We start from the raw sequence: 23,716 nt of genomic DNA, 5'->3' as shown, positions 1-23,716 counted from the left end.
CAGACGACATGACAGATGACATGCCAGCGGATCTTGTCACAGGGTTCCCCACGGCCGAGACAGGCCCGCGCGAAGAGGGTTGGCGCACAGTAAGGATCCCGGGCCAACCCTTCCGCAGTTCATCCCCTTCCATGAGGCCTGGCCACGTGTTCCTGACAATCACCACCACCGGCACCCCCGAACGCCCCGCGACCGACCTCGGCTACCTGCTGCACAAGCATCCGGACAACGCGCAGACGTTCTCCACCTCCTACGGCACTCCGTAGATACGTAGGTTGAAACTGCTTCCCGCTCTGCCTATGGCAGAGACACAGAGGGCGCTACTCGCCGCGCGGATCAGCGTGGACACCGACGAATCAACGTCCATCCCCCGGCGTCACCGCGCCCGGCGGGGCTGCCACCGCCCCGCCGAGCCCTGCTGCTATCAGCGGGTGCCGGTCAGTTCGAGCAGCCGCCGGACCGTGGGACTGCCGGCGCGGACCGCCAGGGTCTTGCCGTGCTCCATGGCCTGCTCCCCCAACCGGATGGCGGCGATCGCCGCCAGGGTCAGTGCCCCGGCCTCGATCAGCTCGGACCGTTCGCCGAGCGGCAGACGACAGACGGCCGCACGGTTGTAGCGAGCGAACCCACGTCAGGCTCTACCTTGTAGAGGAAGATCGGCGACCGGTTCCCCAGAGGAGTCCTCCGAGATTCGGCGAACCCGTCGGTTTCCCGTGTCCGGGGACAGCATGATCGACGCAGCGATCTGCGACGGCGACATCGTGACCGTACGGCGGCAGGACAGCGCCGACCACGGCGACATCGTCGCCGCACTCCTGGAGGACGAGGCCACGGTCAAGGTGCTGCGCCGGCAGGACGGGCGGGTGTGGCTCATGCCCCGCAACCCGGCCTACCAGCCGATCCCCGGCGACCAGGCGCAGATTCTCGGCAAGGTCGTCGGCGTCCTGCGCCTGCTCTGAACTGCCCGGCCTGGCACGCCGAGCGGGGTACCCACGGACCGATAGCCTTGGCCGTCCATACGCGGCCGCCGTCCTCGCTCTGCTGCGGGCCCGCGCCTAACGCCGCCCGTCGAACGGAGCCCCCTTCTCCCGCGGCGACTTCACCCACCTACGAGCGCACCTGGGACGGGTGTGGCACCGTGGACGCAGGCGGGTCCGCCACTCCCCCCGTGGTGGCGGACCACGCCGGTCTACGTGGCCGACGGCTCCGACTCCGGCGAGGAGGCCTCCTCGAGGACCTGTCGCAGATCGGTGTACATCCGCAGCCGCACCCCGGGCTGGCCGGGATCCCGGGTGGTGCGTTCGGCAGTCGAGGTCCCCCAGGTTCGAGCGATCGCCTCCTGGAAGGCGAGAACGGTGTCATCGTCGAAGCCCGCCACGTCGATGACGAGCAGGCCGGGTTCGGACAGGTGCGCTTCTCGGATCGGGTCCACGTCTGTCAGTACGTGTTCGTGTACGGCCGAGGTTCTGTCCAGGATGCGGATTCACCCGACCGGGCGAGTTGTCAGTGGTGGCGTCTACCGTCTCTTACATGACCAGTTCGCCGAACTTTCCTAAGACTGCATGGGTGTTGGAGGCAACCATCCAGACAGCGCCGGCCGCCCATTCTCAATGGCAGGAGCAACTCGACAGGCTCCGCCCAATCGCCTCGTACGACACGGAGACCCAGACGTGGCATGCCCGTCTCGGGGCGCTCGACTTGGCCGGCGTGCAGATGCTGCAGGCACTCTTCGACGCCGCACGCGTCCACGGCACTGCGGTGTGCCTGACGCCTGTGGCGGTTCCGGCCTACTGGGACGGTCCCGTCTTCACGCGGGGCCCGGACGTGGCCGCTCTGTTGGAGGCGCAGGCCGATCGGGGCCGGCCACTCGGCCAATTGCCTCTGGCCTGAGGAGCCCGGCGGTATCGGTCTGGCGCGCTGGCCTGTGCGGAGCATCCTGCGCCAACTCCGAGGACGTCAGTTGCTCACCTTGAAGCGGCGGAACATGTCCGGGAGGAACTGCCGCAGAAGGGCCTGGGCGGCATCGAGACGCTTGAGTTCGTCGTGGCCGAAGCGGAACACTTCGTACCCCCTGAGCTTGAGATCTCGGTCAGCGGCGACCATGTCCGCGTACTTGCCCGTATCCGGCGTGCGGCCGCGGTCGCGGGTGTAGTGCTGGGATCCGTCGACCTCCAGGACAACGCGCTGTCCGTGAGGCAGCAGCAGGAGAAAATCCATACGGGAGCGCAGCAACGCCTCGGGGCCGCGCTCCTTGACGGTCCTGTGGTCCCAGTGCAGCCACACTTCGGGCAGGAGAGCCGGGTCCCCAGGGGACGGCCCGAGGATCTGGTGGTAGGCGATGAAAAGGTTCTTCTGGCCTTCCGAGTTGTCCGGCAGGCTCTTGAGGAGTCGTTGGTATAGGGCCCCTCTGGCCTCGGTCTCACTGCTGAGCTCCCAGGCGTCCTGCCACCAGGCATGCAGATCACGCCAGCGCAGGCCCTCGATGGGGACCTCACGGTCGTAGACGAGGGTGTCGTCCGGGTTGCCTCCGACGATCTCGATGTCGTTGTCCACCGAGGACCGGAAGCGGATGTCGGGCTTGGTGAACGAGGCAAAGATGATGTTCTTCGGCCGCCGGGTGCCATGCAGCCGCGTCGACACCACGGTGAACACGGGGTAGCCGCCATCGTTGCCGGTCACTCTCAACTCGACCCCGACAGTCCGGAGATGACCGTTGATGGTGCCGACCGTCTTCTTCTGGAGGTGCTCGTCAAGGAGGACGTCCGCTGATACCAAGCCTTCCAGGAAGCGGGCGAGCCGGGCGTCCCCGGCCTCGAACACCCCGAGGTTGTCGAAAAGGTCTTCCGTAGACCAGTCCCCGGGGTTGCGGAAAACGTGCCGCTCGATGCGATCTCTCAGCGTCACCGGACGCGTCCCGTTCACCAGCAGGCCCTCCATCTCCTCGAAGGAGAGGCCCGAGTCCTCGGCTATCCAGAATCGGTCAAGCAACCGCAGGAACCGGTCGTGGTGCTGGACCAGCTCCGACAGGTCGAGGGCGCGCGCCAGTTCGCGGCGAGCCTTCTTAGGGATCTCGGGCGGTGCGTCCTCTGCCCACAGCAGGTCCTCGAGCTGGTAGCGGCGCGACGGACTCACATGGACGGGGCTCTGCTCCAGGATGCGTCGCGTGACCTGTGGCAGCTCAGCGTCGGGTACCTGCCCGAGACTCAGCTCGATCCGCTCGTGTTTACTCCCGGCATCATCAGGGACCGGTGGCATTCCCAGGTGTTCGAAGGCCGGATTCAGTTCCCGGTGCGTCAGACTGCCAAGACCCGCGACCACCTCGCCGACCAGTGTGCGAAGCGCTGAACGATCCCTGCTGTCGGCCATTCGCCGATGGTCGCAGAAACCGAGAGGAACCGGCAGCGGCATCCGTGCGCTGGCCCTGAGACACGTCAGGAGCGTCTGGAGAACTCACGTCCCACGACGTCCACGCCCGTCCTCTGTGCGACCGCCTCCGTGCCCCCGGGATGACGGGTCACGCGTACTGGTGGCGAGGGCGGCAGGGTAGAGCACCTGACGCCCGTAACGGGCGCGGGCGCGATCGGCGACGGCTTCGATCGCAAGGGGTTTGTTGTCGCCGGCGTCGAGGGTGAGCTGCCGGGTGGCCCGGTCGGCGGGACGAAGAGTGTCGGCGCGCAGGGCGATGCTGCGGACCCGGCCGCGCTGGAGACCGAGGGAGTCGTACACCGCATAGGCGGCCCGGGCCAGGAGGACGGTGTGCTGGGTGGCTTCGGGCAGGGTTCGGCTGCGGCGGGTGGCGCTGAGGTCGGCGTAGCGGATCGTGCATGTCACACCCGTGGCGATCTGGCCGGAGGCGCGGAGACGGGCACCGAGGTCGTCAGCGAGGGCGAGCAGGACGCACCGGTGGGCGGCCGGGTCGAGCTCGTCGCGGACGAAGCGGTGCTCCGTGCTTAGACTCGCCGGGGCCGGGGTGGGGTCGACGATGGTGATGTCGCGGCCGTGGGCGTGCTCATGGAGGGCGCGGCCGGCGCGGGCGCCGAGGAGGCGCTGCAGTGTGGACTGCGGGACGTCGGCGACGTCGCCGACGGTGTGCAGGCCGTACTCGGCGAGCGTCGCCGCCGTCTTCGCGCCCACGCCGGGCAGTTCCCGTACCGGCCGGGGCCTGAGGAACGCGGTGATGGCCTCGGGGGAGTCGTCGATGACGGTGCGCCGGCCTGGTGGGGTGAGGGCGCAGGCCATGGCGGCGAGCATCCGGTTGCCCGCGCACCCCGCAGAACTGGGCAGGCCGAAGTGGGCGAGCGCACGCAGCTGGACCACTTCGGTGAGGGCCCGGGCGTCGCGCTTCCTTCTCTGGAGGAAGTGATGTGGCGCAATGCAAGACATCGGAGATCTGTGCAGCTCAGAGCCAGTACCACCCACCGTAGCTGGTGCAACAAGTGTGGCGCTATCGCCGATCGAGTGATGTCCTACAAGAAGCTGTGTCACATCCTCTTTCCGCAGCTCACGGGGGCGTGAAGGCTGGTGGTGATCCCGTTTGCCGTTCGGTTGGGGGTCGATAGTCGCTGTTCCGAACGGCAGCGGCAGTGCGCTGGGTCCCCTTCTGGCGGCGCCACAACGTCTCCGACATCAACAACCGCGGCCAGATCGTGGGCTACTACGACGAATCCGGCTTCAACCCCGACGGCAACCTCCCCGCAGGCACGGTTCACGGCTTTGTGTGGGAAGGGGTGCGCTACGACAGCTTTACCGAGGTCCTGACGGCCGGGTTCCGGGGTGACTACGCCGAAGCCGTCGAGCCGGGCGAGGTCGTCGGTCAGGCTGTCGGCCTCGTGCGCCCCCGTCTGCTCGCCGATGTGCTGCCGAACCGGATCGCCGACCGTGCGGCTGCCCTCCACGCTGGCCTGACCCTCAACCAGCGGCCCGACGCACGCATCACATCGGACCCGCGCGTCGCATGGCTGTCGCGGATCATGCGGTGGTCCGGCGCCCCCACGATCGAGGACGACGCCACTCCCGGCGGTGTCCGCCCACCGCGGTCACAGCTCCGAGGACAGGGAGGGGCGCGGGCGGCCACCGGGCACGCGGCCCGACACCGCGGTGAAGCGAGCTGTACGGCAAGCGGCCGGGCGGAGTGACGGGCGACTGTCACGCTCCGAATTCTGTGGTGGCCCGGAGGTGCGATCCCTCCGGGCCACCCGACCATCAGCCGTATATGCCGTGCAACTTCTAGGGCTCCGCTGGTGGGGTGCAGCGGTCTATACCGTCGATGGGTCAGAAATTCCTGCTGCAGCGGGTGCCAGCGTCCGAGTCCATGTTGTACAGGCACACGTGTGCCCAGTAGTGCCCGGTGTCCTTGTACCAGTGCGTGTTATCTTTCGCCGTGCCGTCCCAGGGCTGGACCCAGTGGTCTGCTGAGACCTGCTTCCAGCTTTTGCCGTTCCACTGATCCAGTGTCATCTCGCACTGGTCGCGCCAGGATTGCACCAGGCCTTGGACGTGGAAGCCGTCAGAACGGTATACGCCGTTCATCCAGGCCTTGCACTTGCCAATGGTGACGGCGGACCCGTCGAGGTAGTACGGCTTGCCATTGTGAGGCAGCGAGCCACTGAACCTGACATCTGCGTGATCCGTACCGGGTCCCGCCGCCAGCGCAAAGCCAGCACGGCTGGTGGCCACCGCTGCCTGAGGCTTGGCAGGGTCCGCCTGGGCAGCCGGAGCGGCCAGGGCCAAACCGGCGGCCGTCGCAGCGGTCGCTGCCGCCAGCGCGATGCGGTTACGTGTGTTCACGTCTTCCCCTTCTTCGTCACTCCCCTCCAGCGGCGTTCCAGGGATGAGCGCCGTCGTGGTGCCGGAGGGGCTTGCGCTATCGAGTTCAGCGGGCTGGGGATTGAATGGGCAGCCGGTTTTGCCACCCTGATCAATGGCTGCATTGCAGGTCATGGGCACGGCGCACGACGCTGACCAAAGAAGGCGCCTGTCGTTTGCTCTTCGTCCTGGGCGTGCGTAGCGTCCGGGTGATCGCGCCGCGTCCACGGGGGAGGCGGCGGGCAGAGGGGTGAGCCATTGATGGCAGGACGTCCTGAGAGCCCACTCGATCCGAGTACGGGGCCGGTTGAGCGGTTGGCTGCCGAGTTACGCAAACTCCGGGCGGAGGCCGGGACTCCGACGTACCGAGTGATGTCGCAGCGCACAGGGCAGGGTGCGAGCACGCTGTCGCAGGCGGCCGGGGGTGAGCGGTTGCCGACTCTGCCCGTCGTGCTGGCCTACGTGAGGGCGTGCGGCGGTGATCCGGAGGAGTGGGAGGAGCGTTGGCGGCAGGCGGCCGCTGAAGTAGCGGCGGAACCCCGGGCCGAGAAGCAGGATGCCGAGCCTCCGTACCGGGGTCTGGCCCGCTTCGAACCCGGCGACGCCGATCTGTTCTTCGGCCGCGACGAGCTCACCGACCGCCTGTTCGAGCTGACCCGCGTCCGTCGGTTCACTGCGGTGTTCGGCCCCTCAGGCAGTGGCAAGTCCTCTCTACTGCGTGCCGGCCTCATTCCCCGCCTCCGCACTCCTGACCCGGCTGGCCCACAGCCGGCCGCGCTGCGCGTCCTCACCCCTGGCGAGCACCCCCTACGCACCCATGAACAGCGGCTGGCTCCGAAGGACGGCGACGGGGACACGTGGCTGATCGTGGACCAGTTCGAAGAGCTCTACATCCTCTGCCACGACCCGGCCGAGCGCGACCAGTTCATCGACCGCCTCCTGACCGCCACCGATCCCCGGAGCAGACTGCGCGTCGTCATCGCCGTACGAGCTGACTTCCTCGGCCGCTGCGCCGAACACCCTCAGTTGACCGCCGCCCTGCAGGACGGCACCGTGCTCGCCGGCCCGATGAGCCGGGACGAACTACGCCAGACCATCGTCAAACCCGCACAGGCCGCCGGACTGATCGTGGAACGCGGACTGACGACGAACATTCTCAACGAGGTCGAAGGGGAACCCGGGGCCCTGCCGCTGATGTCGCACGCCCTGCTGGAAACCTGGCGGCGCCGCAAAGGCCGCGCCCTCACCCTGGAGGCATACGAGGCCGCCGGCGGCCTGCACGGCGCCATCACCCGCACCGCCGAGGACGTCCACGGGAGCCTCACCCCGACGCAGGCCGATCTCGCCCGCCGCGTTCTGCTGCGGCTGATCACCCCCGGTGCCGGGACCCCGGACACCCGTCGGCCCGCCCAGCGCGAGGAATTCGACTTCGGCGATCCCGCCGACACCGCGATCGTCTTGAACCGGCTGGCCGGGGCGCGCCTGGTCACACTCGACGAGGACACCGTCGACATCGCCCATGAAGCCCTCATCACCGGCTGGCCCCGACTGCGGCGGTGGATAGACGAAGCCCGCGAGCGGCTGAGCCTGCACCGCCAGCTCACCGAAGCCGCACGAGCCTGGAACAACCTCCGCCGCGACCCCGGCGCGCTCTACCGTGGCACACGCCTGGCGGTGGCGGCGGAAGCCTTCACCGACCCAGGCGTCCTGACCTCCCTGGAAAGGGACTTCCTGGCCGCCAGCCGCGCGGGCCGGCGTCGGGAACGCCGACGGCTGCGTACCGTCACCACGTCCCTATCGGTCTTGGTGGCGCTCGCCCTGGTGGCCGGCGTCGTGGCCTGGCAGCAGAACGGCGAGAGCGGCCGGCGCCGGGCGGAGGCGACGGCACGGCGCGTCGCCTTCCTCGCGGACTCCCTGCGCGGCACCGACCCGGTGCTGGCCATGCGGCTCAGCGTGGCGGCGTGGCGGGCCAGCGCGACGACGGAGACCAAGGGGGCGCTGTTCGCGGCGGACACGCAGCCCGAGCGCGCCGTCTTCCCCCTACCTGCAACCCCGGGCGATGACGGGCCGTTCCTCAGCTCCGACGGCCGGACGTTGATCATGGAGGACGGTAATACGGTGGGTCGCTGGAACGTCGGCGCCCAACGGCCCTCCGGGGCGTTCGCGAAACCCGCTGACGACAGCCTGGTGGACGTGTCCCCCGACGGCCACCAGCTTCTCATGACCGTGGCCAACGGGAACTTCCAAGTGCGAGACGCCGACTCGGGGGTCGCGATCGGAAAGCCGTTCCGGCTGGGAGACGACTTCTTCGACACGGAGCTGAGCTCCGGCGGCGGGACCTTGTTCGCCGCAGGTGACGAATCCGCACAACTCTGGGACGTTCGGCGTCACCGGCTGCTGTTCGAACGCGACGCGGGCGTGAGTCAGGCGCTCGTCAGCCCCGACGGCCGGCTGACAGCTCTGTGCACCGATCAGGGTGGCTCGTTGGAAGTGTGGGACGTCGTCGCCCGACGGCGGGTGCGGAAACCGTGGGTGCGCGCGGCCGCACGAAGCGCCTGCACCGGGTCTATGGCCTTCGGTGCCGGCGGACTTCTGGCGGCCACCACCGACGACGGTGTACGCATCTGGGACACCGCTACGGGCCAAAGCCGCGACCTGCCGGAACTCTCCCAGGACGACCCGAGCGGCTTGGCGTTCAGTGCGGATGGCAGGTATCTGGCCGTGACCGGCGCCAGGGCCCTGGTCCTCTGGCGCATCGACGGCACATCGCGTTCCGTCCTTCAGTACACCCCGCGCAATGAACTGGCCGAGGACGTACGGATTGACCCGGAGGCAGGAGTGATCCGATACCTCGTGCGGGCCGGAAGCCAACTCTCCGCGATTAGGACCATCGCCTTCGACAATGCGGCTGACGCACAGTGGCGCCAGCGCATCACCACCCGTCAGGCACGGTTCAGCCCTGACGGGCGGCTCATCGCCACCGCCCGACGCGCCGGAAACACGGCCGAGTTTGAGCTGTGGCCCACCACCGGAGGCCCCGGCACAAAACTGCAGTCCGCGCACTGCGAGTCTGACGACGAAAATGAAGGGGATGAGTGCACCATCCACCTGACGTTCAGCCCGGACGGTCGCGCCCTCGCCTACGGGACCAAGACCCTGGACGGACCGTCGTCCCGAGCATGGCCGGAACGGATCAGGATCTGGGACACCCGGAAGAACCGGGAGACCACATCCCTGGACATCACGACCCGGCAGCCCGATGACGGTATGGCCGACAGCGTCGTGCTTGGCCCGGATGGGCACTCCCTCCTCGTCTACCGATCCGGCGCGGACGCGTGGGAGCGGTGGGACCTGCGGACGGGTCACCGGATCGCGCGGCACGTGATCCGGCGACCCGACGATGGATCGCGTATCTGGAGCGACACGTCACAATCCCTGGCTCTACGGCCCGACGGCCAGCTCCTGGCGACCAGCTATGCCGTGCTCGTCATGCTGCCGTCCGGCCGCTCCATCCTTCGCACGCTGAGCCAGAACGACGTTTCCACCGTGCCGGAGTTCAGCCCCTCCGGCGATCGGCTGGCTGTCGGTGACGACATGGGCTGGGTCTCCGTGTGGGACGGGGACGGCCGACGACGCATCGCGGAACTCGCGGGGACACTGACTGGGGACTTCACCAACGGGCCCGACGACGTCACCGCGATGGCCTTCTCTCCGGATGGGAGCGTCCTCGCCGTGGGTGGATCCGCAGGGAACGTCACTCTCTGGGACATGGAATCCGCTCAGCGCCTGGGCTCTACCCTGCCGAACTCCGGGGATTCGGTGCTGGCCCTCTCCTTCAGTCACGACGGCCGGACGCTGCAGGTCGCGGGCGAGCACGTGCCGCTGCGCACATACTCTGTAGACCCAGACCGCATCGCCGCCACCGTGTGCCGACGGGCAGGCGGAGGACTGACACACGACCAGTGGCAGACCTACCTCCCCGAGCTGCCATACCGGCACGTGTGCTGATCACGTGTGATCGTCCAGCCCTATGCGCCCGGAGGAACTGCGCGAGGCCATCGTCAGACGCGCTCAGCTCAGGGAGCCTCGGGCGGGAGCTTGCCCTGCGCCGTCCAGGTGCGCAGGACGCGTACGCGGCCGCACGTCCTCTCGATGAGCTGGACGGGTCTGGTGCAGGTTCAGGTGACAGGTTCGGTCACGCGGCCTGGAGGGCCGGTGTGGTCATGACGGTCTCGAATTCGACGGGTGTCAGCCGGCCGAGTGCGGCTTGTCGGCGACGCCGGTGATAGGTCCGCTCGATCCAGGAGACGATCGCGATCCGCAGTTCCTCGCGGGTGGCCCAGCTCCGGCGGTCGAGGACGTTCTTTTGCAGCAGGCTGAAGAAGGACTCCATGGCCGCGTTGTCGCCGGCTGCCCCGACCCTCCCTATCGATCCGACCATGCGGTGCCGGTCGAGGGCCCGGACGAACTTCCGGGACCGGAACTGCGAGCCGCGATCGCTGTGCAGGATGCACCCGTCGACGTGTTCACGTCGGGCCACGGCGTTGTCGAGGGCGGTCACGGCCAGGCGGGACTTCATCCGGTTGCGGCTCACGAGATCGTCGTGCACCGGCGGGCCGGCCTTCTTGCCCCTGCCGCACTTCTTGCCGAACGCGCTCCACCAGCGGTTGTCCCGGCAGATCCGCCACGCGGTCCGGTCCGCCATCCGAGCCCCGGCACCACGCGCTTCATCGGCCAAGAACCGGTAGCCGAATTCCGGGTCGTCGCGGTGAGCGTCGAACAGTGCGTTCGCGCGATACGACTCCTCCAGTACGGCGTCGGCCACCGGCTTGTCGAGCCAGCGGTAGTAGGGCTGTCTGGCGAGCTTGAGCACCCGGCACGTCACCGTGACGGGCACCCCGTCCACGGCCAGCTCCTTCACGAGCGGGTAGATCCTTTTCCCGGCAGATGCGCCCGCGACAGATAGGCCGCGGCCCGGCGCAGGACCTCGTTCTCCTGCTCCAGCAGCTTGATCCGCCGACGCACTTCCCGCAGTTCCGCGCTCTCCTGGCTGCTCACCCCGGGCTTGGACCCGTCATCGATGTCCGCCCGGCGCATCCACTTCCACAACGTCATCGGGTGAACCCCGAAATCGGTGGCCACCTGCTCGACCGTGACACCCGGGCCGCGGTTCCTCGCGACTCGCACGACGTCCTGGCGGAACTCTTCCGGATAGGGCTTGGGCACAGCGACATCCTTCCCACCCGCCCCTCAGGGCAAGCCAGTTCAGATGTCACCCGATCGTGCAGCAGACCCGGCCGTGGCGGGCTGGGTGAAGGAGACCTGGCCGCAGGTGGAAGGTCCGTGGCGGCGCTCGACGCCTGGCTGTGCATCGAAGACGAAGCCGGCTTCTCGATGACGCCGCCCACCGCACGGACCTGGGCCCGGCGCGGACGCACACCCCTCATCCGGGTCCGGGGACGCTCCCAGCGCCGCTTCTCCATCGCTGCTCTGACCTGCTACAAACACGGCGAACGCTCACGACTGATCTACCGGCCCAGGCGCCAAGGGCTGGCCGCAGGTGTCTGGAGTAGTTCACGGCGAGCCACGTTGTCCCCGGGCGGACCACGTCTGCGCAGAGAAGGGCCAGCAACCCGGCCTGGAGATGGCCCGTCTTCGTTGGCCTGCCGACCGTCGCTGTCCACTCCCGGACCTTCTCGTACCACTGCTCCGGTTCGGCGGCGATCGGACTGGCCTCCCAGCACTGCTGCCATGTATCGCCGGGGAAACTCTCCAGCCAGGAGAGCAGGATGCGCACCCCGACCATCCGGCTGTCCTGCGTGGAGGAGCCCTCGACCCTGAGCGGCGGCTGCCCGAGACGAGCGATGACCTCGTCGCGAGTCGCGGCCGTCTCGGGCCAACTGGTCAGCCGCGGACGGGCGGGAAAGCGCTTCAAGAGCGCGACCGCCTCGGCTCCCGCCAGCACCCGGTTCGGTGGTGCTGGGACAGAGGTAGCGCGGGTGAGACTCGACGCCGTCATGCGAGGGTCCCCCCGAACAGGATGCCGAGGGAATCAGGGTTGTAGGCGGGTGCCGACGCTTGACTATTACTCGTGCCGTGGCACGTCTGACTACAACGCCTCATTCCCCCTGCAGCGCCACGTCGGTGATCTCTACAGACACCTTGGTGCCAGCCGAAGCAGTACTGATCGAGGATGGCGTGTAGTTCAGGCTGGTCCGGCTCGACAACTCGGCCGTTTCGATGACCGGGCCGGACTCGTCACCGTGAAGTTCGTAGGTGATCTCGTAAACGGCGTCAGGGTCGATGCTGGCGCTGTCGCCCAGATAGGTGAGGCTCGGTTCGAGCGTCATATTGCAGCCCGCCGACCCGAAGCACTGCCGCTTGGTGGTGCGCAGCTTGATCGTGAAACTGTTGACAGTGATCTCGGCATACCTCGGCTCAGGATCGTCAGAGGCTGCGCTTGTTACCTCTTCAGCCGGAGTCTCGACCGCGGCTGGCTTGCTGTCGTCGTCACTGGCCTGCACAACCACAACCCCAGTGGCCACGACCGCAGCGATGACAGCGACAGCTGAGCCGATGATGACGAGGTTCGTGCGGGATTTCTTTGGTGTCAGCGGCGGGGGCGGCGAAGCGCTGGGCATCGGCGGCGTGTGTGTCGTGTCACTCATAGGTCCCCCCAGGGATCGTGGGATGCCGAAATCATGCGGCTGGGGACTCGGAACACGATGTGGATGTAGTCAACCTGTGACCGAATGAGTGGGCTTCGCGCGGGAGGCACCGATCTCTCAGGCTTCGACAAGTGGGCACGACTCGCGGTGCCGCCGGCTGCCCCGGCCGCGTTGGTGGTTGAGCCGGACCCCAAAGCCCGCCGCCCGGGGGAGGCCAGCGATCCTGGAGCTGCACGACGCTCGTACAACCGGCGATGCGGCTGTGCGAGTGCGGTCGGCCGGTGAGATCCATAGCCTGGTGGTGCTCGGGGGCGAAGCCTGCGGAAAAGGTGTGCCATGCCCCGTACGATCTGGTCCGGCGCGATCTCATTTGGCCTGGTCACGGTGCCGATCCATGTGGTCGGCGCGACCGAGGATCATTCCATCCGGTTCCATCAGTACCACCTTCAGGACGGCGGCCGGGTCCGCTACCGCAAGGTGTGCGAGCTGGAGGATCGCGAGGTGTCCCAGGACGAGATCGGCAAGGGCTATGAGCTGACCGAAACGCAGGTCATCCCGATCACGGACGAGGATCTGAGCAACCTGCCGCTGCCGACCGCTAAGGCGATCGAGATCGACGCGTTCGTGCGGCTGGACTCGATCGACCCGATCCGGATCGCCGAGGGCTACTACCTCCAGCCCGCCGGCCAGGTCGCCGCCAAGCCCTACAAACTCCTCGTCCAAGCCCTCGGCCGCTCGGCCAAGGTGGCGGTGGCGAAGTACGCATGGTCCGGCCGCGAGCGTCTCGGTCTGCTACGGGTCCGCGACGACGTCCTGGTCCTGCACGCCATGCGCTGGCCCGACGAGATCCGCGACCCCACCGAGCTGCTCCCGCCACTGACCGAGGTGACCGACGCGGAGATCGACGGTGCGCTGGCCCTGATGGACACCATGACGGTGGAGAAGCTGGAAGGCCCTGACTTCACCGACCGCTACACCGAGGCCGTTGCGCAGCTCATCGAGGCCAAACGTGAGGAGAAGCCGCTGCCCGAGGCGCCCGAGCCGGAGGAGCCGGCCCCGGTGCTGGACCTGATGGCGGCCTTGCAGGAGTCGGTGCAGAAGGCCAAGGTCTCCCGCGGTGAGGACGCAGGCCCGGCCGAGGTGCATGAACTGCCCACACCGAAGAAGACGGCCGCCAGGAAACAGCCGGCCAAGAAGGCGACCGCGAAGAAGACGACCGCAAAGAAGACGCCGGGGCGTCGGCCACGGAGCGCGTAGCAACAGCAGCCGGGTGCGCTGGGCTCCCGGGCGGTCCGTTACGACGGTGGTGTTGTGCGGAGTCCGGTGTCGGGGTGGCAGTGCACGCACGGCGGCACCTGGTCGCGCAGGGCTGCGAGGGCCTGTTCCCGGGTTGCCGGACGGCACCGGCCGCTCTTCTTGGCCGCCCAGCAGGTACCGGTGTGTACGGCGTCGATGTTGGTCTTGTTCAGGCCGTACTGGATCAGCCACTCAGGCGCGGGCGGCCGACGCTCGGCGCCTTGACGCCGCTCGGTCTCACGCCGCTCCTCCGCGGCGATCCAGCCGTCGATGAGGTCCAGCTGCCGCCGGGTGTGCTGCACGAGGATCCGGCGGGTGAAGCGCAGCGCCTCCAGACGCGACAGCCCCGTCTCATCCACCCTTCCTGAGCCTCCCTCGGCCGTGGCCTGGTCCTTCCTGCAGGTCTCAGCTTGCCTCAAAATTCGAACAAGAGATCTAATTTAAGTATGTACCGCGTCGACTACCTCACCGCCACCCAGGAGCGGATCCTGCGCTATATCCGTGAGCACATCAGCGAGCACGGCGAGGCGCCGACGATGCAGCAGATCGGGGAGGCGGTCGGCATGCGCAGATCCTCGGTGCACTACCAGGTGGGGGAGCTGGAGGCGAAGTACGCGATCGTCCGCGAGCCGGGCCGGTCCCGAGGGATCCGTCTCGCATGACCCGTCCCGGCCGCTACCACGTGCTGCTGGAGCTGGGCGGTCGGCCGGTTAAGCACGGCTGGTGGCAGCGGGAGCACATCGCGCAGGACAAATTTCGGCGCTGGACGAGGGAGTACGGAGGGGTGGCTGGGACCCGCCTCACCCTCCTGGACGACGAGGGGGCGACGGTGCTGGTGGCCTGGCCCTCCCAGGGGTAGAGCCTGATGCCCGGCTACTACGGGGTGGAGTCGCCGTCGGCGTGCCGGGCGGCCCTTTTCACGGCCTGTTCCAGTTCGTACCGGTTGGCGCCGGTGGCTTCCGCGTGAGCGGTGACGGCCGCCTGCGCCTTCCCGGCGGCCTCGCGCCAGCGGCGCCACTGTTCGGTGTGGGCTTCCCCGGTGAGGCCAGCGAGGCGGGCGCGTTCTTCCTCGGCGGATCGTTCCAGCTTGATCAGTTCGTCGTCCGGGGTGTCTGTCACGGGCGGGATCCTATGCGGCCGGATCCGGAGGCGGACGATCGGACTTACCGCCTGTTCGGGTAGATGCGCTGCCGGTTCCCGGGCGGGTCGTTGCACGGAGCGGCTACGAAGATCACGGAACTGTCCGTGATCTCCGAGAGGATGCCCTCCCGTGCGTCTTTCCCGTGCCGCTGCTGCGGCTGCCGTGTTCGCCGCTCTTCTCGTCCCCGCGACCGCACAGGCTGCCCCGGCTGCCGCTGCCGCGCCTGGAGAAGCCGTCACCCTGCCCGTCCGCGAGGTCCTCGCCGAGCTCCCGGTCCGTACCGAGGACCGCACCGGTTATGAGCGCACGAAGTTCAGGCACTGGGTCGACGCCGACGGGGACGGCTGCAGCACCCGTGCGGAGGTTCTGAAGGCCGAGGCCGTCGTCGCTCCCGAGCAGGGTGAGCGCTGCAAACTGACCGGGGGAGAGTGGTACTCGCCGTACGACGACCGCTACATCGCCGGGCCGGGCGGGCTGGACATCGACCACCTGGTCCCGCTCGCCGAGGCGTGGGACTCCGGCGCCTCGGCGTGGAGCGCGAAGGAGCGGGAGGCATACGCCAACGACCTCGGCGACGACCGTGCGCTGATCGCGGTGTCCGCCGCCTCGAACCGGTCCAAGGCCGACCAGGACCCGGCGACCTGGCTGCCGCCGGCCGCGGGGTACCGCTGCCAGTACGTCACCGACTGGGTCGCCGACAAGTCGCGCTGGGGCCTGAGCATCGACACCGTGGAGCTGGACGCGCTCACGGAGGTGCTGGAGAGCTGTCCCGACGTTCCGGTGACCGTCGAGCCGGCCCGCTGAGCCGCTGGGTGCGGAGGAGCTGACCGGGGTGTCGCGCGCCCGGGGTCAGCTGCCCGGGAGGCCGGGCTGAGGGGACCGGGCGCGGGGCGCGGCGGGTTGAGGGGTTGGGTGGTGTGCGGGGTGAGGCGGTGTGTTTTGGCCGTTGTTGACGTACGGGTAGCTTTCCGTTGCCGTGGTCGGGTGCTGCACGTGGTGGGTGTTTCGAGTGGATGCCACCCGTTCGTGTAGTGCACCGGCGTGCACCGGCGTGCACCTGCCAAGGCGGAGTGAGTGACGTGCGCCACAGGGGGCGTGGAGCGCCGGGCGTGCGCCCCGTGGGGGGCGGCATAAAAGAGCAGTTCATGGCCTATGCGCACCGACTTGTTGATCACTGAACGCGTTTGGTGCTGTTCGCTGAGTGATTTTCGACGTCGGGAGCATGCGTGTTCGGCGTCTTTGGCCGCTTGAGTGGTCCTCACCAGCGGGCGGGGCCAACAGCGTTGTTCCTGCCCTTCGCTCCCAGCCCTCAGCGAAGAGGACTCATGACCGAAGACGTACGCGCGGAGGACGGCGGCGGGCAGGTCGCCGATGCCGACGCGGTACTGCCTCTGCCACTGGAGTTCGAGGCTCTGTATGTGGCCACCCAAGAGGCGTTCCACGACTACGCCCTGTTCTACCTGGGCGCCAACGACGCTGCCGAAGAGGCCGTGCACCGGGCCTTTCTGGAGATCCTCAACCACTGGAGCGCGCTGCTGGAGGAGAGCAACCTCCAGCAGCAGGCCTGGGCGATCCTGCGGCGGGTCGTCATATCGCAGGCTCTGGAGGGGTTTCGCAGGAAGCTGGCCCTTCTGCGCAGTGACATCGGCCTGTTCAGGGCGATGTCCAGCCTGCCGCCGCGCCAGTTCGACGTGATCGTGCTGCGGCACGTCCTGGCCTGCGACACCAAGAAGATCAGCTGGTACATGGGAGTCACTCCCAGCACGGTCGACTACCACGGCCGCAAGGCCAAGGACCGCCTGCAACAGGCCGTCTCGTCGTACCTGAAGAAGGAAGGGGACCGTACGTGAGCAGCGTGGAAGAGCGCCTCAGGGCAGCCGGCAAGGCACTGCAGGAGGCCCGGCGTCCCTTCGACGTCGGCGCGGGCCTGCACCGCCTGGCCCGCGAGGCCGGCTACACCGCCACCGCCCGCCCTGCCCCCCGCCAGCGCACCCGCCCCGGCCCCGCTGCCGACCGTGACGTGCCGCCCGGCCCCCGCGCCGGGCACCAGCTCGCCGTCATCGCCCGCTGGGTCCTCAAGCAGCCCCAGGCCGCCGACCACGTCCAGCGCTTAGCTCAGGAGATCGGCGACGAGGACACCGTCGCCCTGCACGAGTCCTCCACCGAGGACCTCGACGTCGACGGCGCCCAGGTCTTCGCCTGCATGCTCTACCTCGCCGGACACCCCGAAAGCGCCTGCTTCTGGTGGCAGCTGGCCGCCGGCGCCGGCCACCGGGTCGCCGCCTACTGCCTCTACCTGCACCACCTGGAACTCGGCGAACTCAAAGAAGCCCGACAGTGGCGCACGCAGCTCCAGCAGGACATCGACGGCCCCGACGACGCCTTCCTCAGCATCGTTGAACAGTTCGCCGGCTACGTCCGCCGCAACTGCACCGCCACACCCGTGCCCGGCCTGACCGAGGAAGTCGAACGCCTCGCCACCCGCCCCAGCGGCGACGTCCTGGTCCTGCCCGAACGCGAACTCGCCGACCGCCTCCAGGACTGCGCCAACCATCGCTGACACCCCGTACGGACACGAGAAGAGCCCACCGGACGGTCACAGGTTCCTAGGCCACCGACCACCAGCAGGCTCCCCCGGCAAAGCCCCAGCAAGGAGCTCCCGCATGCAGCGTAGGCCCACGCCCCCCGCCACGGCCACCACAACGGGCCCTCACCCACACGAAAGCCGTACCACCGACCGGATCCTGGCCCGCCTACGCCGCCACCGCCGCACCGCGACCGCCCAGGTGCTGCGCGGCCTGTGCTACGGCGCCGGCACCGGCGCCGCCGGCTTGGCGTCCTGGTGGCTCCAACAGCACCTGTAAAGCAGAGCCACCTGCCAGGCCCCCACACACCGGCCACCCCGGCCGGTCCGCCGCCACCCGGCACAGCCGAACACCACGGCGGCGGGCCGCCGCGGCCACGCCCCCGAAGGCCGCGCCACATCTGCCACCGCCCTCCCAGGCCCGCATGACGGCCGCATCCACCCCGGAGGAGAAACATGCCCTTCGACGACGAACTCAGCAAAAGCCGCTTCGCCCGCTGGCTCCTGCACCACAGCCACCTCGCCGGCTACGACACCACCACGGCCCAGACACAGATGACGATCCTGCTACTGACCGCCATCGCCCTGTCCGACGGCCTCGACACCGCCACCACCACACACCTCGCCGACGCCCTCGCCGTCACCCCCGAAGACGTCACCACCGCCTACCTCCCCGAGATGCGCCAAGCCGTCCTGACCGCACTACGCAGCCACCCCGACCTACTCGACCTCGACGCCCGCCTGGACCAACTGGCCCGCCGCCACTGAGCCAAAGGCACCTTCCACGCCCGCAGCACGGTCCGTACGATGCCCGAGTGACAACCCGCCGCGCTCTTGGCGCAGGCACTCAGGCCGCGCGCAGTATCCGCGCCGCCCAGGCCGACCTGCTCGACGACCTCCCCGGGATCCGTCTGCCTGACCTGAACGAACTGCGGGGCCGCGGCGTGCTTGGCGCCCACCCGGCGCCGACCCCCGTTCCACGGCGGACACTGAGGTGACGGCGCTCGCGCCCACGACAAGCCCTCACGCCCCCAGTCCTGACACGCTCAGGCCGGGTTCACGCCCAAGCACAGCGGCTGTTCAGGAAGGGGTGCCGGACCGTGCGCTGCCGGCACTATCGTGAGAGGGACACGCCTGCCTGGTCCAGGGAGCCTGTGATGAGCCAAGAGCCGGCTTTTGCCGACAGCGTCCGCCAGCCGCTGAAGCCGGCCGCCGCGGACGCGGTACGCGCCTACGCGGCCCTGACCCGCGCCAGGGCGGACGAGTTCGCCGCCGTCCTGGAGGACATCGCCGCCAACGGCCTGCCCGCAGTGGAAGACTGCACGCCCTGGGAAGACCTCCGCGAAACCCACCTCGCCCGCCTCGCCCGCCAGCGCCCGGCCGTCGCCTGATGCCCACACACCACGGCCCCCGCCGCGCCCGCATCGCCTTCTCCGACGCCGCCGCCAAGCAGCTGGAGAACATCACCCGCGAGGCCGACCTCCACGCCCTGGACCGCGCCCTGGTCGTCATCTCGGTCGAGAACCGCTAGATCTTGATCCAGTAACGCCGCGCGGGACCGAACTCGGTGTCCCGGATCTCCTCGAAGACGCCGCCGCACCGCTCGATGGTCTTCACCGAAGCGGCATTGTCGACCGCGCAGACGGCCAACACCCGATCCAGGCCGAGTGCCCGCGCCTCATCGAGCAGCTGACCCACCGCCCAACTAGCCAAACCGCGCCGCCGCGCGGACGGCCTGATCCCATAGCCGATGTTTCCAGCCCACGACACGTAGTCGCTGCTGCCGTATCGGAGTGCGATTCCGCCGAGCACTCGATCGCTCTCCACGATCCACCGATAGATGCACCGCATCGCGTCGGTCGCTTTCGCCGTGTCCGACTGGTCGGTCAGCCGCTGCACCCAGGCCGCAAACCCCGCGGCCGAGTCCACCTCATCGGACGGACCCAGCCCGAAGCCGTCCTCGTGTTGGCCAGGACCCCACTCAGCGCGGGCCTCAAGCCAGGCGGCATGCAGGCTGACAGTGGGCGCGATCAACTCTGGCATCCGGCAAAGATACCGTCAGAACGTGTCCCCGACGCCGGGCAGTGCCTAACGTCCCTCACTCCGCCATTATCTGGGGTGCTCAGGAGTCGTAAGGCGTGTTGACCGAACTAACTCAAGAGTCCTCGCAGATCAGTTGGGGTTTCTGCTAGCTTCCCGGCATGCCCGGTGGACAGCGTCCCGACAGGGATCTGAAGAACTTTGTACTGCCTGAGTTAGGCAAGTTACTGGAGACGGGAGACCCCTGGGAGCCGTACCAGGTGCTGGACCCGTTCGGACTACGGATCGAGCCTGTCGCGACGTACCTCAGAGACCTGATGGCAGCAGACAGTTCGCCGTTGACGCCGCGCTCGTACGGGATGGATCTGCTGCGCTGGTGGCGCTACCTGTGGGCATGCGGTATCGAGTGGGACCGCGCGGTTCGTGAGGATGCCCGGGACTTCATGCTGTGGATGAAGCTGGCGGACAAGCCGGTACGTGTCCACTGGCGCCACCGCGGCAAGGAACCCGCCGAAATACGCCAGCCCGCCTGGACCGGCAGTCCGGCGCCGGGCGCTCCGAACCCGGTGACGGGCAAGCCCAGTGTCGGCAAGAAGTACGCGCCCAATACCCGGGCGCACTGCGAGACGGTGTTGCGGACCTTCTACGACTTCCACCTGGAGCGCAACACCGGTTCGCTGCTGGTCAATCCCTTCCCTCTGGTCCGCAATCGGCGCTCGGCACGAGCCAACGCCCACCACAACCCCGAGAAGGAACACAAGCAGCAGCGCACTGGCCTCTATCGGCCCAAGGTTCCCAAGCGGATCCCGCGCCGCATCCCCGACGAGAAGTACACCGAGGTCTTCGAGGGGCTCCGCTCGCACCGCGACCGAGCCCTACTGGCCTTCTGGGTCGCCACCGGAGCCCGCGCCGAGGAACTGCTCACTGCCAGGCAGGGCGATGCGGTCGTCGGCCAGCAGACCATCGGCGTGATCCGCAAAGGCACGCGCGACTACCAGGAGTTGCCCGCCACTCCCGACGCGTTCGTCTGGCTGCGGCTCTACCAGGAAGAAGCCTGGAAGAAGGGCGTCCCCCGCCGCCGCGGGCAGCCGCTGTGGTGGACTCTGCGCCGCCCCTGGCGACCTTTGGAGTACGACGCGGCGCGCATGATGTTCAACCGCGCCAACGAGCTCCTGGGCGCCAACTGGACTCTTCACGACCTGCGGCACACGGCGACGTTCTTGATGCTCGACGACCCGAACATGCCGCCGGTCTACGTCCAGCACATCCTCGGCCATAAGCATCTGTCCACCTTGGACATCTACAACCGGCCCACCAGGGACGACGTGATCTCGGCAGGTCTTGCACACCATGCCCGCCAGGAGCGCAAGCGCAACGACCCTCCTCCGGCCCCGCCCGCGCCGGCCTATAACCGAGACTCCCTCGACGTTCTCTTCGGCGGGGGGCCCAGGTGACGACTACCACCGTCCCTCTCGTCTCCCCGCCGGCCCGGGCCGCGAGAAGCCTGACTGGCGGAGAGATCGATGCCTATCTGCAGACGTTTCCGCCACGAAGCCCAGGAACCGACTGGGTCACTACCCGATTCTCCCGTGCGGAGGTTCTCCGCAGGCTGGAGAAGCCGCCGTTCAAGAACGGCAAGGACTCCACCCACTCGATGCGAATGGTCGGTGCGCGCCTGCTGCTGCGATGGCTGGAGACCTTCGAGGGCGAGACCTGGCAGCAACGCTGGAACGCCAGCCCGGGCTCAGCCACCTCGGCCGGCTGGACCGATGCCCCCCTCGCCTGGGGGATTGCCCACGGCAGGAAACCGCGGAAGGCAGGGCTCGGTTCCGGGCTGCTGGCACTGGTCTGCGCTGATGTCATCCGCCCCAGCATGGCGTGGCTCGCCAGCAGCCTGTCGCCCCACTTGCGCGAAGCCATCGAAGCCGCCCGCGATCCCAGAGGCTTTGCCGCACTGCGTAACGCCCGCATGCCCGGACAACCGGACCAGCGACGTACCTCGAAGGCGCTCAAGGCCCTGGCCCGCATCCTCGCGGCGAAGGGCGGCGCCATCGACGACATCGTGGTCGGCGATGTCCTCGAACTGCTGTTGGTGGCCACGCCGAACTCCACAAGTCACACTCGACTCGCCTATGCCCTGCTCCAGAGCCGCGGCCAGTTCCCCCCTGACGCCCCCAAAACGCTGCGGAGCATCGAGAAGCGTGCCGGACAGGTGAGCCCGGCCCAGCTCGTCGACCGATTCGATGTGCACGCCGATCCGCGACCTGCTCGTCAACTACTTGACCGAACGCCAGCCCTCAGTCGACTACGTCACATTGGTACATCTGTCCAGGAATCTGGTCGGCTACTTCTGGGCTGACCTGGAGCGGCACCACCCAGGGATCGACAGCCTTCACCTGGCCCCGGAGGTCCGCGACGCGTGGAAGGCCCGGATCGCATTCAAGACTGTCAAGCACCGCATGCCGAACGGCACCGTCGCCACGACAACGGAGCCACGCATTGGAGCCTTGATGATCAGGATGGCGGTGCGGGGTTTCTACCTGGACATCGCCGAATGGGCTTTGGACGAGCCCGAACGCTGGGGGCCGTGGGCAGCTCCGACCCCAGTAACCGAAGCCGACTGCTCCGCCAAGAAGGTCGCCCAGGAGGTCCGCGCCAGATCCGACGCCCGCACCCGGGACAGACTGCCCGTCCTGCCCGCGCTGGTACAGGCATCCGCCCGCCGGCTGAAGGAAGCCCGAGAGCGCCTGGAGGCATTGGAAGCGGCTGGCCTGGGAGCCACCATCACGGTGCACGGCAAGAGCTTCACCCTGCCCCGATCCACCGAGCGAGCCGACGGCAAACCTTCAAAGGTCGTTGACGCCGCAGGAACACCGCGCGACTTCCGAACGGAGGAGAAACTGGCCTTTTACGGCTGGGCGACCGTGGAGATCCTCCGGCACACCGGGATGCGCATCGAAGAGCTCAAGGAACTCGGCCACCACAGCATCATCAGCTATAAGCTGCCGACCACAGGAGAGGTGATACCGCTCCTGCAGATCGCGCCGTCCAAGACGGATCGAGAGCGCCTCCTGCTGGTCAGCCCAGAGCTTGCCGACGTTCTCAGTGCTGTGATCAGCCGTGTTCGCGGGCAGGACGGCCGGGTGCCGAGCATCCCGTCCTACGACCTGCACGAGAAGGTCTGGAACGCTCCCATGCCGCTGCTTTACCAGTGGTCTGTGGGCGGCGAGAACAGGGCGATCTCCATTCACACGATCCGCAAGTCGCTCCACACGCTGCTGGCGGATACCGGCATCACCGACGCCAGCGGACAGCCGCTGACCTTTCAGCCGCACGACTTCCGCAGGATTTTCATCACCGACGCCATCCTCAATGGCCTCCCGCCCCACATCGCGCAAGTTATCGCAGGTCACGACAGCATCAATACCACAATCGGCTACGCGGCGATCTATCCCGCAGACGCCATCGAAGCCCATCGAGCCTTCATCGCCCGCCGCCGCGGTCTTCGACCCGCCGGGGAATATCGGGCAGTGACTGACGAGGAGTGGCAGGAGTTCCTCGGGCACTTTGAGCGGCGCAAGTTGGCTCTGGGGCAGTGCGGCCGAGCATACGGAAGCAGCTGCGTCCACGAGCACGCATGTATTCGATGCCCGGCACTGATCGTGGGGCCTGGTGAGCGGCCCCGCCTGGAAGAGATCCGCGAGAACCTCCACGCCAGGATCGCCGAAGCCCAACGCGAGGGCTGGCTCGGGGAAGTTGAAGGACTTGCCGTCAGCCTTGCCGCAGCCGAGGAGAAGCTCGCCCAGCTCGACGCACAACAAGAACGTAGGGACTCCCCGCTCTTCCTGGGAATCCCTACGTTCGGTCAAAATGCCGCCCGCTCCAGATACGTCAAGGAGCCCTGAACCGGGCGCAGCCGATGATCTACCTCTGGACTAACGAGGGGCGCCCCCGAAAAAGATCTCCAGCACGCGGCAGGCGGCAGCACGCACACTTTCATCTTCGTGAGTAACAGCGACGGCGCAAGTGAGGCCGACGATCAGCATGAACAGAGTGGCTGGCGAGTACAGCTCGATGGGGTTCATGCTCAGAATTTAGGGCCCCGCAAATGGGAAAACAAACCCGAAAAAGGGCATAATGCGCCCCGGGTTTGCGGTGGTGATGCCAGCATTTAGGCATCAA

The 23,716-nt window shown here is 68.0% G+C and carries 25 protein-coding genes and 3 pseudogenes; 18 read left to right on the top strand and 10 right to left on the bottom strand.

All coding sequences use genetic code 11. From position 1 onward, the window contains the following. Positions 1–146: 146 nt before the first annotated feature. Positions 147–260: pseudogene (locus tag ACIGYR_RS35740) on the top strand (hypothetical protein); the annotation flags it as partial. Positions 261–713: 453 nt separating this feature from the next. Next, positions 714–959, top strand: a pseudogene (locus ACIGYR_RS35735) (LexA family protein); the annotation flags it as partial. A gap of 230 nt (positions 960–1,189) precedes the next feature. On the opposite strand, the gene ACIGYR_RS35730 reads toward ACIGYR_RS35735, so the two are convergent. Beyond that, entirely contained in the window at positions 1,190–1,432 is a 243-nt protein-coding gene (locus tag ACIGYR_RS35730; RefSeq protein ID WP_399608142.1) for a DUF6207 family protein, read from the bottom strand. Between the two features lie 98 nt (positions 1,433–1,530). Here ACIGYR_RS35730 and ACIGYR_RS35725 point away from each other — a divergent pair, with 98 nt between their 5' ends. Next, complete coding sequence (locus ACIGYR_RS35725; RefSeq protein ID WP_399608140.1) at positions 1,531–1,890, top strand: hypothetical protein; 360 nt, start codon at positions 1,531–1,533, stop codon at positions 1,888–1,890. A 66-nt stretch (positions 1,891–1,956) separates the two neighbouring features. Here ACIGYR_RS35725 and ACIGYR_RS35720 read toward each other — a convergent pair whose 3' ends face one another. Next, positions 1,957–3,366, bottom strand: coding sequence for a hypothetical protein (locus ACIGYR_RS35720; RefSeq protein ID WP_399608138.1), 1,410 nt, complete (start codon positions 3,364–3,366; stop codon positions 1,957–1,959). Between the two features lie 84 nt (positions 3,367–3,450). Continuing rightward, complete coding sequence (locus ACIGYR_RS35715) at positions 3,451–4,317, bottom strand: DNA polymerase thumb domain-containing protein (protein ID WP_399608136.1); 867 nt, start codon at positions 4,315–4,317, stop codon at positions 3,451–3,453. Between the two features lie 266 nt (positions 4,318–4,583). Here ACIGYR_RS35715 and ACIGYR_RS35710 point away from each other — a divergent pair, with 266 nt between their 5' ends. Next, the gene (locus ACIGYR_RS35710) at positions 4,584–5,135 is read left to right on the top strand and encodes a hypothetical protein (protein ID WP_399608133.1); all 552 of its coding nucleotides are present in this window, start codon (positions 4,584–4,586) and stop codon (positions 5,133–5,135) included. 136 nt (positions 5,136–5,271) lie between these two features. Here the strand turns inward: ACIGYR_RS35710 and ACIGYR_RS35705 are convergent, their stop codons facing one another. After that, positions 5,272–5,946, bottom strand: coding sequence for a hypothetical protein (locus tag ACIGYR_RS35705; RefSeq protein ID WP_399608131.1), 675 nt, complete (start codon positions 5,944–5,946; stop codon positions 5,272–5,274). A gap of 120 nt (positions 5,947–6,066) precedes the next feature. On the opposite strand from ACIGYR_RS35705, the gene ACIGYR_RS35700 reads away from it, so the two are divergent. Continuing rightward, positions 6,067–9,813 carry a helix-turn-helix domain-containing protein gene (locus ACIGYR_RS35700; RefSeq protein ID WP_399608129.1) on the top strand — a complete coding sequence of 1,249 codons (3,747 nt, stop codon included), beginning with the start codon at positions 6,067–6,069 and terminating at the stop codon, positions 9,811–9,813. A 187-nt stretch (positions 9,814–10,000) separates the two neighbouring features. On the opposite strand, the gene ACIGYR_RS35695 is transcribed toward ACIGYR_RS35700, so the two are convergent. Next, a protein-coding gene (locus tag ACIGYR_RS35695) for a transposase (RefSeq protein WP_400014401.1) occupies positions 10,001–11,031 on the bottom strand; the annotation gives its coding sequence in 2 pieces (ribosomal slippage) (positions 10,001–10,744 and positions 10,747–11,031; 1,029 coding nt in all). Positions 11,032–11,199: 168 nt separating this feature from the next. Between ACIGYR_RS35695 and ACIGYR_RS35690 the strand changes: the two are divergent. Then, a pseudogene (locus ACIGYR_RS35690) lies at positions 11,200–11,349 on the top strand (IS630 family transposase); the annotation flags it as partial. Positions 11,350–11,924: 575 nt separating this feature from the next. Here the strand turns inward: ACIGYR_RS35690 and ACIGYR_RS35685 are convergent. Beyond that, positions 11,925–12,473, bottom strand: coding sequence for a hypothetical protein (locus ACIGYR_RS35685; RefSeq protein ID WP_399608690.1), 549 nt, complete (start codon positions 12,471–12,473; stop codon positions 11,925–11,927). 336 nt (positions 12,474–12,809) lie between these two features. Here ACIGYR_RS35685 and ACIGYR_RS35680 point away from each other — a divergent pair, with 336 nt between their 5' ends. Next, positions 12,810–13,730 (top strand): Ku protein, encoded by a 921-nt coding sequence (locus tag ACIGYR_RS35680; RefSeq protein WP_399608693.1) that lies wholly within the window; start codon positions 12,810–12,812, stop codon positions 13,728–13,730. Between the two features lie 38 nt (positions 13,731–13,768). On the opposite strand, the gene ACIGYR_RS35675 is transcribed toward ACIGYR_RS35680, so the two are convergent. Then, on the bottom strand, positions 13,769–14,128 hold the full coding sequence (locus ACIGYR_RS35675) for a DUF6233 domain-containing protein (protein WP_399608696.1): 360 nt from the start codon (positions 14,126–14,128) through the stop codon (positions 13,769–13,771). A gap of 87 nt (positions 14,129–14,215) precedes the next feature. Between ACIGYR_RS35675 and ACIGYR_RS35670 the strand changes: the two genes are divergently transcribed. After that, positions 14,216–14,431, top strand: a complete 216-nt coding sequence (locus tag ACIGYR_RS35670; protein ID WP_399608698.1) for a LexA family protein — start codon at positions 14,216–14,218, stop codon at positions 14,429–14,431. Positions 14,432–14,645: 214 nt separating this feature from the next. On the opposite strand, the gene ACIGYR_RS35665 is transcribed toward ACIGYR_RS35670, so the two are convergent. Further along, a complete protein-coding gene (locus tag ACIGYR_RS35665; protein ID WP_399608701.1) occupies positions 14,646–14,888 on the bottom strand; it encodes a hypothetical protein in 243 nt (80 codons plus the stop codon). A 151-nt stretch (positions 14,889–15,039) separates the two neighbouring features. On the opposite strand from ACIGYR_RS35665, the gene ACIGYR_RS35660 reads away from it, so the two are divergent. The 7 genes from ACIGYR_RS35660 (at position 15,040) to ACIGYR_RS35630 (ending at position 19,025) form a co-directional block, all read left to right on the top strand. Then, complete coding sequence (locus ACIGYR_RS35660; RefSeq protein ID WP_399608703.1) at positions 15,040–15,714, top strand: HNH endonuclease family protein; 675 nt, start codon at positions 15,040–15,042, stop codon at positions 15,712–15,714. Positions 15,715–16,235: 521 nt separating this feature from the next. Further along, positions 16,236–16,760 carry a sigma-70 family RNA polymerase sigma factor gene (locus tag ACIGYR_RS35655; RefSeq protein ID WP_399608706.1) on the top strand — a complete coding sequence of 175 codons (525 nt, stop codon included), beginning with the start codon at positions 16,236–16,238 and terminating at the stop codon, positions 16,758–16,760. Beyond that, positions 16,757–17,470 (top strand): hypothetical protein, encoded by a 714-nt coding sequence (locus ACIGYR_RS35650; protein WP_399608709.1) that lies wholly within the window; start codon positions 16,757–16,759, stop codon positions 17,468–17,470. The genes ACIGYR_RS35655 and ACIGYR_RS35650 overlap by 4 nt, the downstream gene beginning before the upstream one ends. A 103-nt stretch (positions 17,471–17,573) precedes the next feature. Further along, positions 17,574–17,774, top strand: a complete 201-nt coding sequence (locus tag ACIGYR_RS35645; protein ID WP_399608711.1) for a hypothetical protein — start codon at positions 17,574–17,576, stop codon at positions 17,772–17,774. A gap of 176 nt (positions 17,775–17,950) precedes the next feature. Then, entirely contained in the window at positions 17,951–18,262 is a 312-nt protein-coding gene (locus tag ACIGYR_RS35640; RefSeq protein ID WP_399608713.1) for a hypothetical protein, read from the top strand. A gap of 389 nt (positions 18,263–18,651) precedes the next feature. Then, a complete protein-coding gene (locus tag ACIGYR_RS35635; protein ID WP_399608715.1) occupies positions 18,652–18,885 on the top strand; it encodes a hypothetical protein in 234 nt (77 codons plus the stop codon). Further along, positions 18,885–19,025 (top strand): hypothetical protein, encoded by a 141-nt coding sequence (locus ACIGYR_RS35630; protein WP_399608799.1) that lies wholly within the window; start codon positions 18,885–18,887, stop codon positions 19,023–19,025. The genes ACIGYR_RS35635 and ACIGYR_RS35630 overlap by 1 nt, the downstream gene beginning before the upstream one ends. On the opposite strand, the gene ACIGYR_RS35625 is transcribed toward ACIGYR_RS35630, so the two are convergent. Beyond that, complete coding sequence (locus ACIGYR_RS35625) at positions 19,022–19,537, bottom strand: GNAT family N-acetyltransferase (RefSeq protein ID WP_399608717.1); 516 nt, start codon at positions 19,535–19,537, stop codon at positions 19,022–19,024. The two genes, ACIGYR_RS35630 and ACIGYR_RS35625, sit on opposite strands and share 4 nt — an antisense overlap. 158 nt (positions 19,538–19,695) lie before the next feature. Here ACIGYR_RS35625 and ACIGYR_RS35620 point away from each other — a divergent pair, with 158 nt between their 5' ends. The 3 genes from ACIGYR_RS35620 to ACIGYR_RS35610 are packed head-to-tail and all read left to right on the top strand — an operon-like array spanning position 19,696 to position 23,439. Further along, positions 19,696–20,988, top strand: a complete 1,293-nt coding sequence (locus tag ACIGYR_RS35620) for a tyrosine-type recombinase/integrase (protein WP_399608720.1) — start codon at positions 19,696–19,698, stop codon at positions 20,986–20,988. Beyond that, entirely contained in the window at positions 20,985–21,893 is a 909-nt protein-coding gene (locus tag ACIGYR_RS35615; protein WP_399608723.1) for a hypothetical protein, read from the top strand. Before ACIGYR_RS35620 ends, ACIGYR_RS35615 begins: the two co-directional genes overlap by 4 nt. Continuing rightward, the gene (locus ACIGYR_RS35610) at positions 21,778–23,439 is read left to right on the top strand and encodes a tyrosine-type recombinase/integrase (RefSeq protein ID WP_399608725.1); all 1,662 of its coding nucleotides are present in this window, start codon (positions 21,778–21,780) and stop codon (positions 23,437–23,439) included. Before ACIGYR_RS35615 ends, ACIGYR_RS35610 begins: the two co-directional genes overlap by 116 nt. A gap of 30 nt (positions 23,440–23,469) precedes the next feature. Here ACIGYR_RS35610 and ACIGYR_RS35605 read toward each other — a convergent pair whose 3' ends face one another. After that, positions 23,470–23,619, bottom strand: a complete 150-nt coding sequence (locus ACIGYR_RS35605) for a hypothetical protein (protein WP_388813021.1) — start codon at positions 23,617–23,619, stop codon at positions 23,470–23,472. Positions 23,620–23,716: the final 97 nt, after the last annotated feature.

The sequence above is a fragment of the Streptomyces sp. NPDC053076 genome (assembly GCF_044546845.1).
Lineage (GTDB): Bacteria > Actinomycetota > Actinomycetes > Streptomycetales > Streptomycetaceae > Streptomyces.
The sequence above is the reverse complement of the archived record's forward strand: the minus strand, read 5'-3'. Positions and strand labels throughout refer to the sequence as shown.

Bases quoted from the DNA above. Each gene is read 5' to 3' on its own strand.
- ACIGYR_RS35725 (WP_399608140.1), top strand. From the start codon at position 1,531: ATGACCAGTTCGCCGAACTTTCCTAAGACTGCATGGGTGTTGGAGGCA.
- ACIGYR_RS35720 (WP_399608138.1), bottom strand. From the start codon at position 3,366: ATGGCCGACAGCAGGGATCGTTCAGCGCTTCGCACACTGGTCGGCGAG.
- ACIGYR_RS35700 (WP_399608129.1), top strand. From the start codon at position 6,067: ATGGCAGGACGTCCTGAGAGCCCACTCGATCCGAGTACGGGGCCGGTT.
- ACIGYR_RS35685 (WP_399608690.1), bottom strand. From the start codon at position 12,473: ATGAGTGACACGACACACACGCCGCCGATGCCCAGCGCTTCGCCGCCC.
- ACIGYR_RS35680 (WP_399608693.1), top strand. From the start codon at position 12,810: ATGCCCCGTACGATCTGGTCCGGCGCGATCTCATTTGGCCTGGTCACG.
- ACIGYR_RS35670 (WP_399608698.1), top strand. From the start codon at position 14,216: ATGTACCGCGTCGACTACCTCACCGCCACCCAGGAGCGGATCCTGCGC.
- ACIGYR_RS35655 (WP_399608706.1), top strand. From the start codon at position 16,236: ATGACCGAAGACGTACGCGCGGAGGACGGCGGCGGGCAGGTCGCCGAT.
- ACIGYR_RS35645 (WP_399608711.1), top strand. From the start codon at position 17,574: ATGCAGCGTAGGCCCACGCCCCCCGCCACGGCCACCACAACGGGCCCT.
- ACIGYR_RS35640 (WP_399608713.1), top strand. From the start codon at position 17,951: ATGCCCTTCGACGACGAACTCAGCAAAAGCCGCTTCGCCCGCTGGCTC.
- ACIGYR_RS35635 (WP_399608715.1), top strand. From the start codon at position 18,652: ATGAGCCAAGAGCCGGCTTTTGCCGACAGCGTCCGCCAGCCGCTGAAG.
- ACIGYR_RS35630 (WP_399608799.1), top strand. From the start codon at position 18,885: ATGCCCACACACCACGGCCCCCGCCGCGCCCGCATCGCCTTCTCCGAC.
- ACIGYR_RS35625 (WP_399608717.1), bottom strand. From the start codon at position 19,537: ATGCCAGAGTTGATCGCGCCCACTGTCAGCCTGCATGCCGCCTGGCTT.
- ACIGYR_RS35620 (WP_399608720.1), top strand. From the start codon at position 19,696: ATGCCCGGTGGACAGCGTCCCGACAGGGATCTGAAGAACTTTGTACTG.
- ACIGYR_RS35610 (WP_399608725.1), top strand. From the start codon at position 21,778: ATGTGCACGCCGATCCGCGACCTGCTCGTCAACTACTTGACCGAACGC.
- ACIGYR_RS35605 (WP_388813021.1), bottom strand. From the start codon at position 23,619: ATGAACCCCATCGAGCTGTACTCGCCAGCCACTCTGTTCATGCTGATC.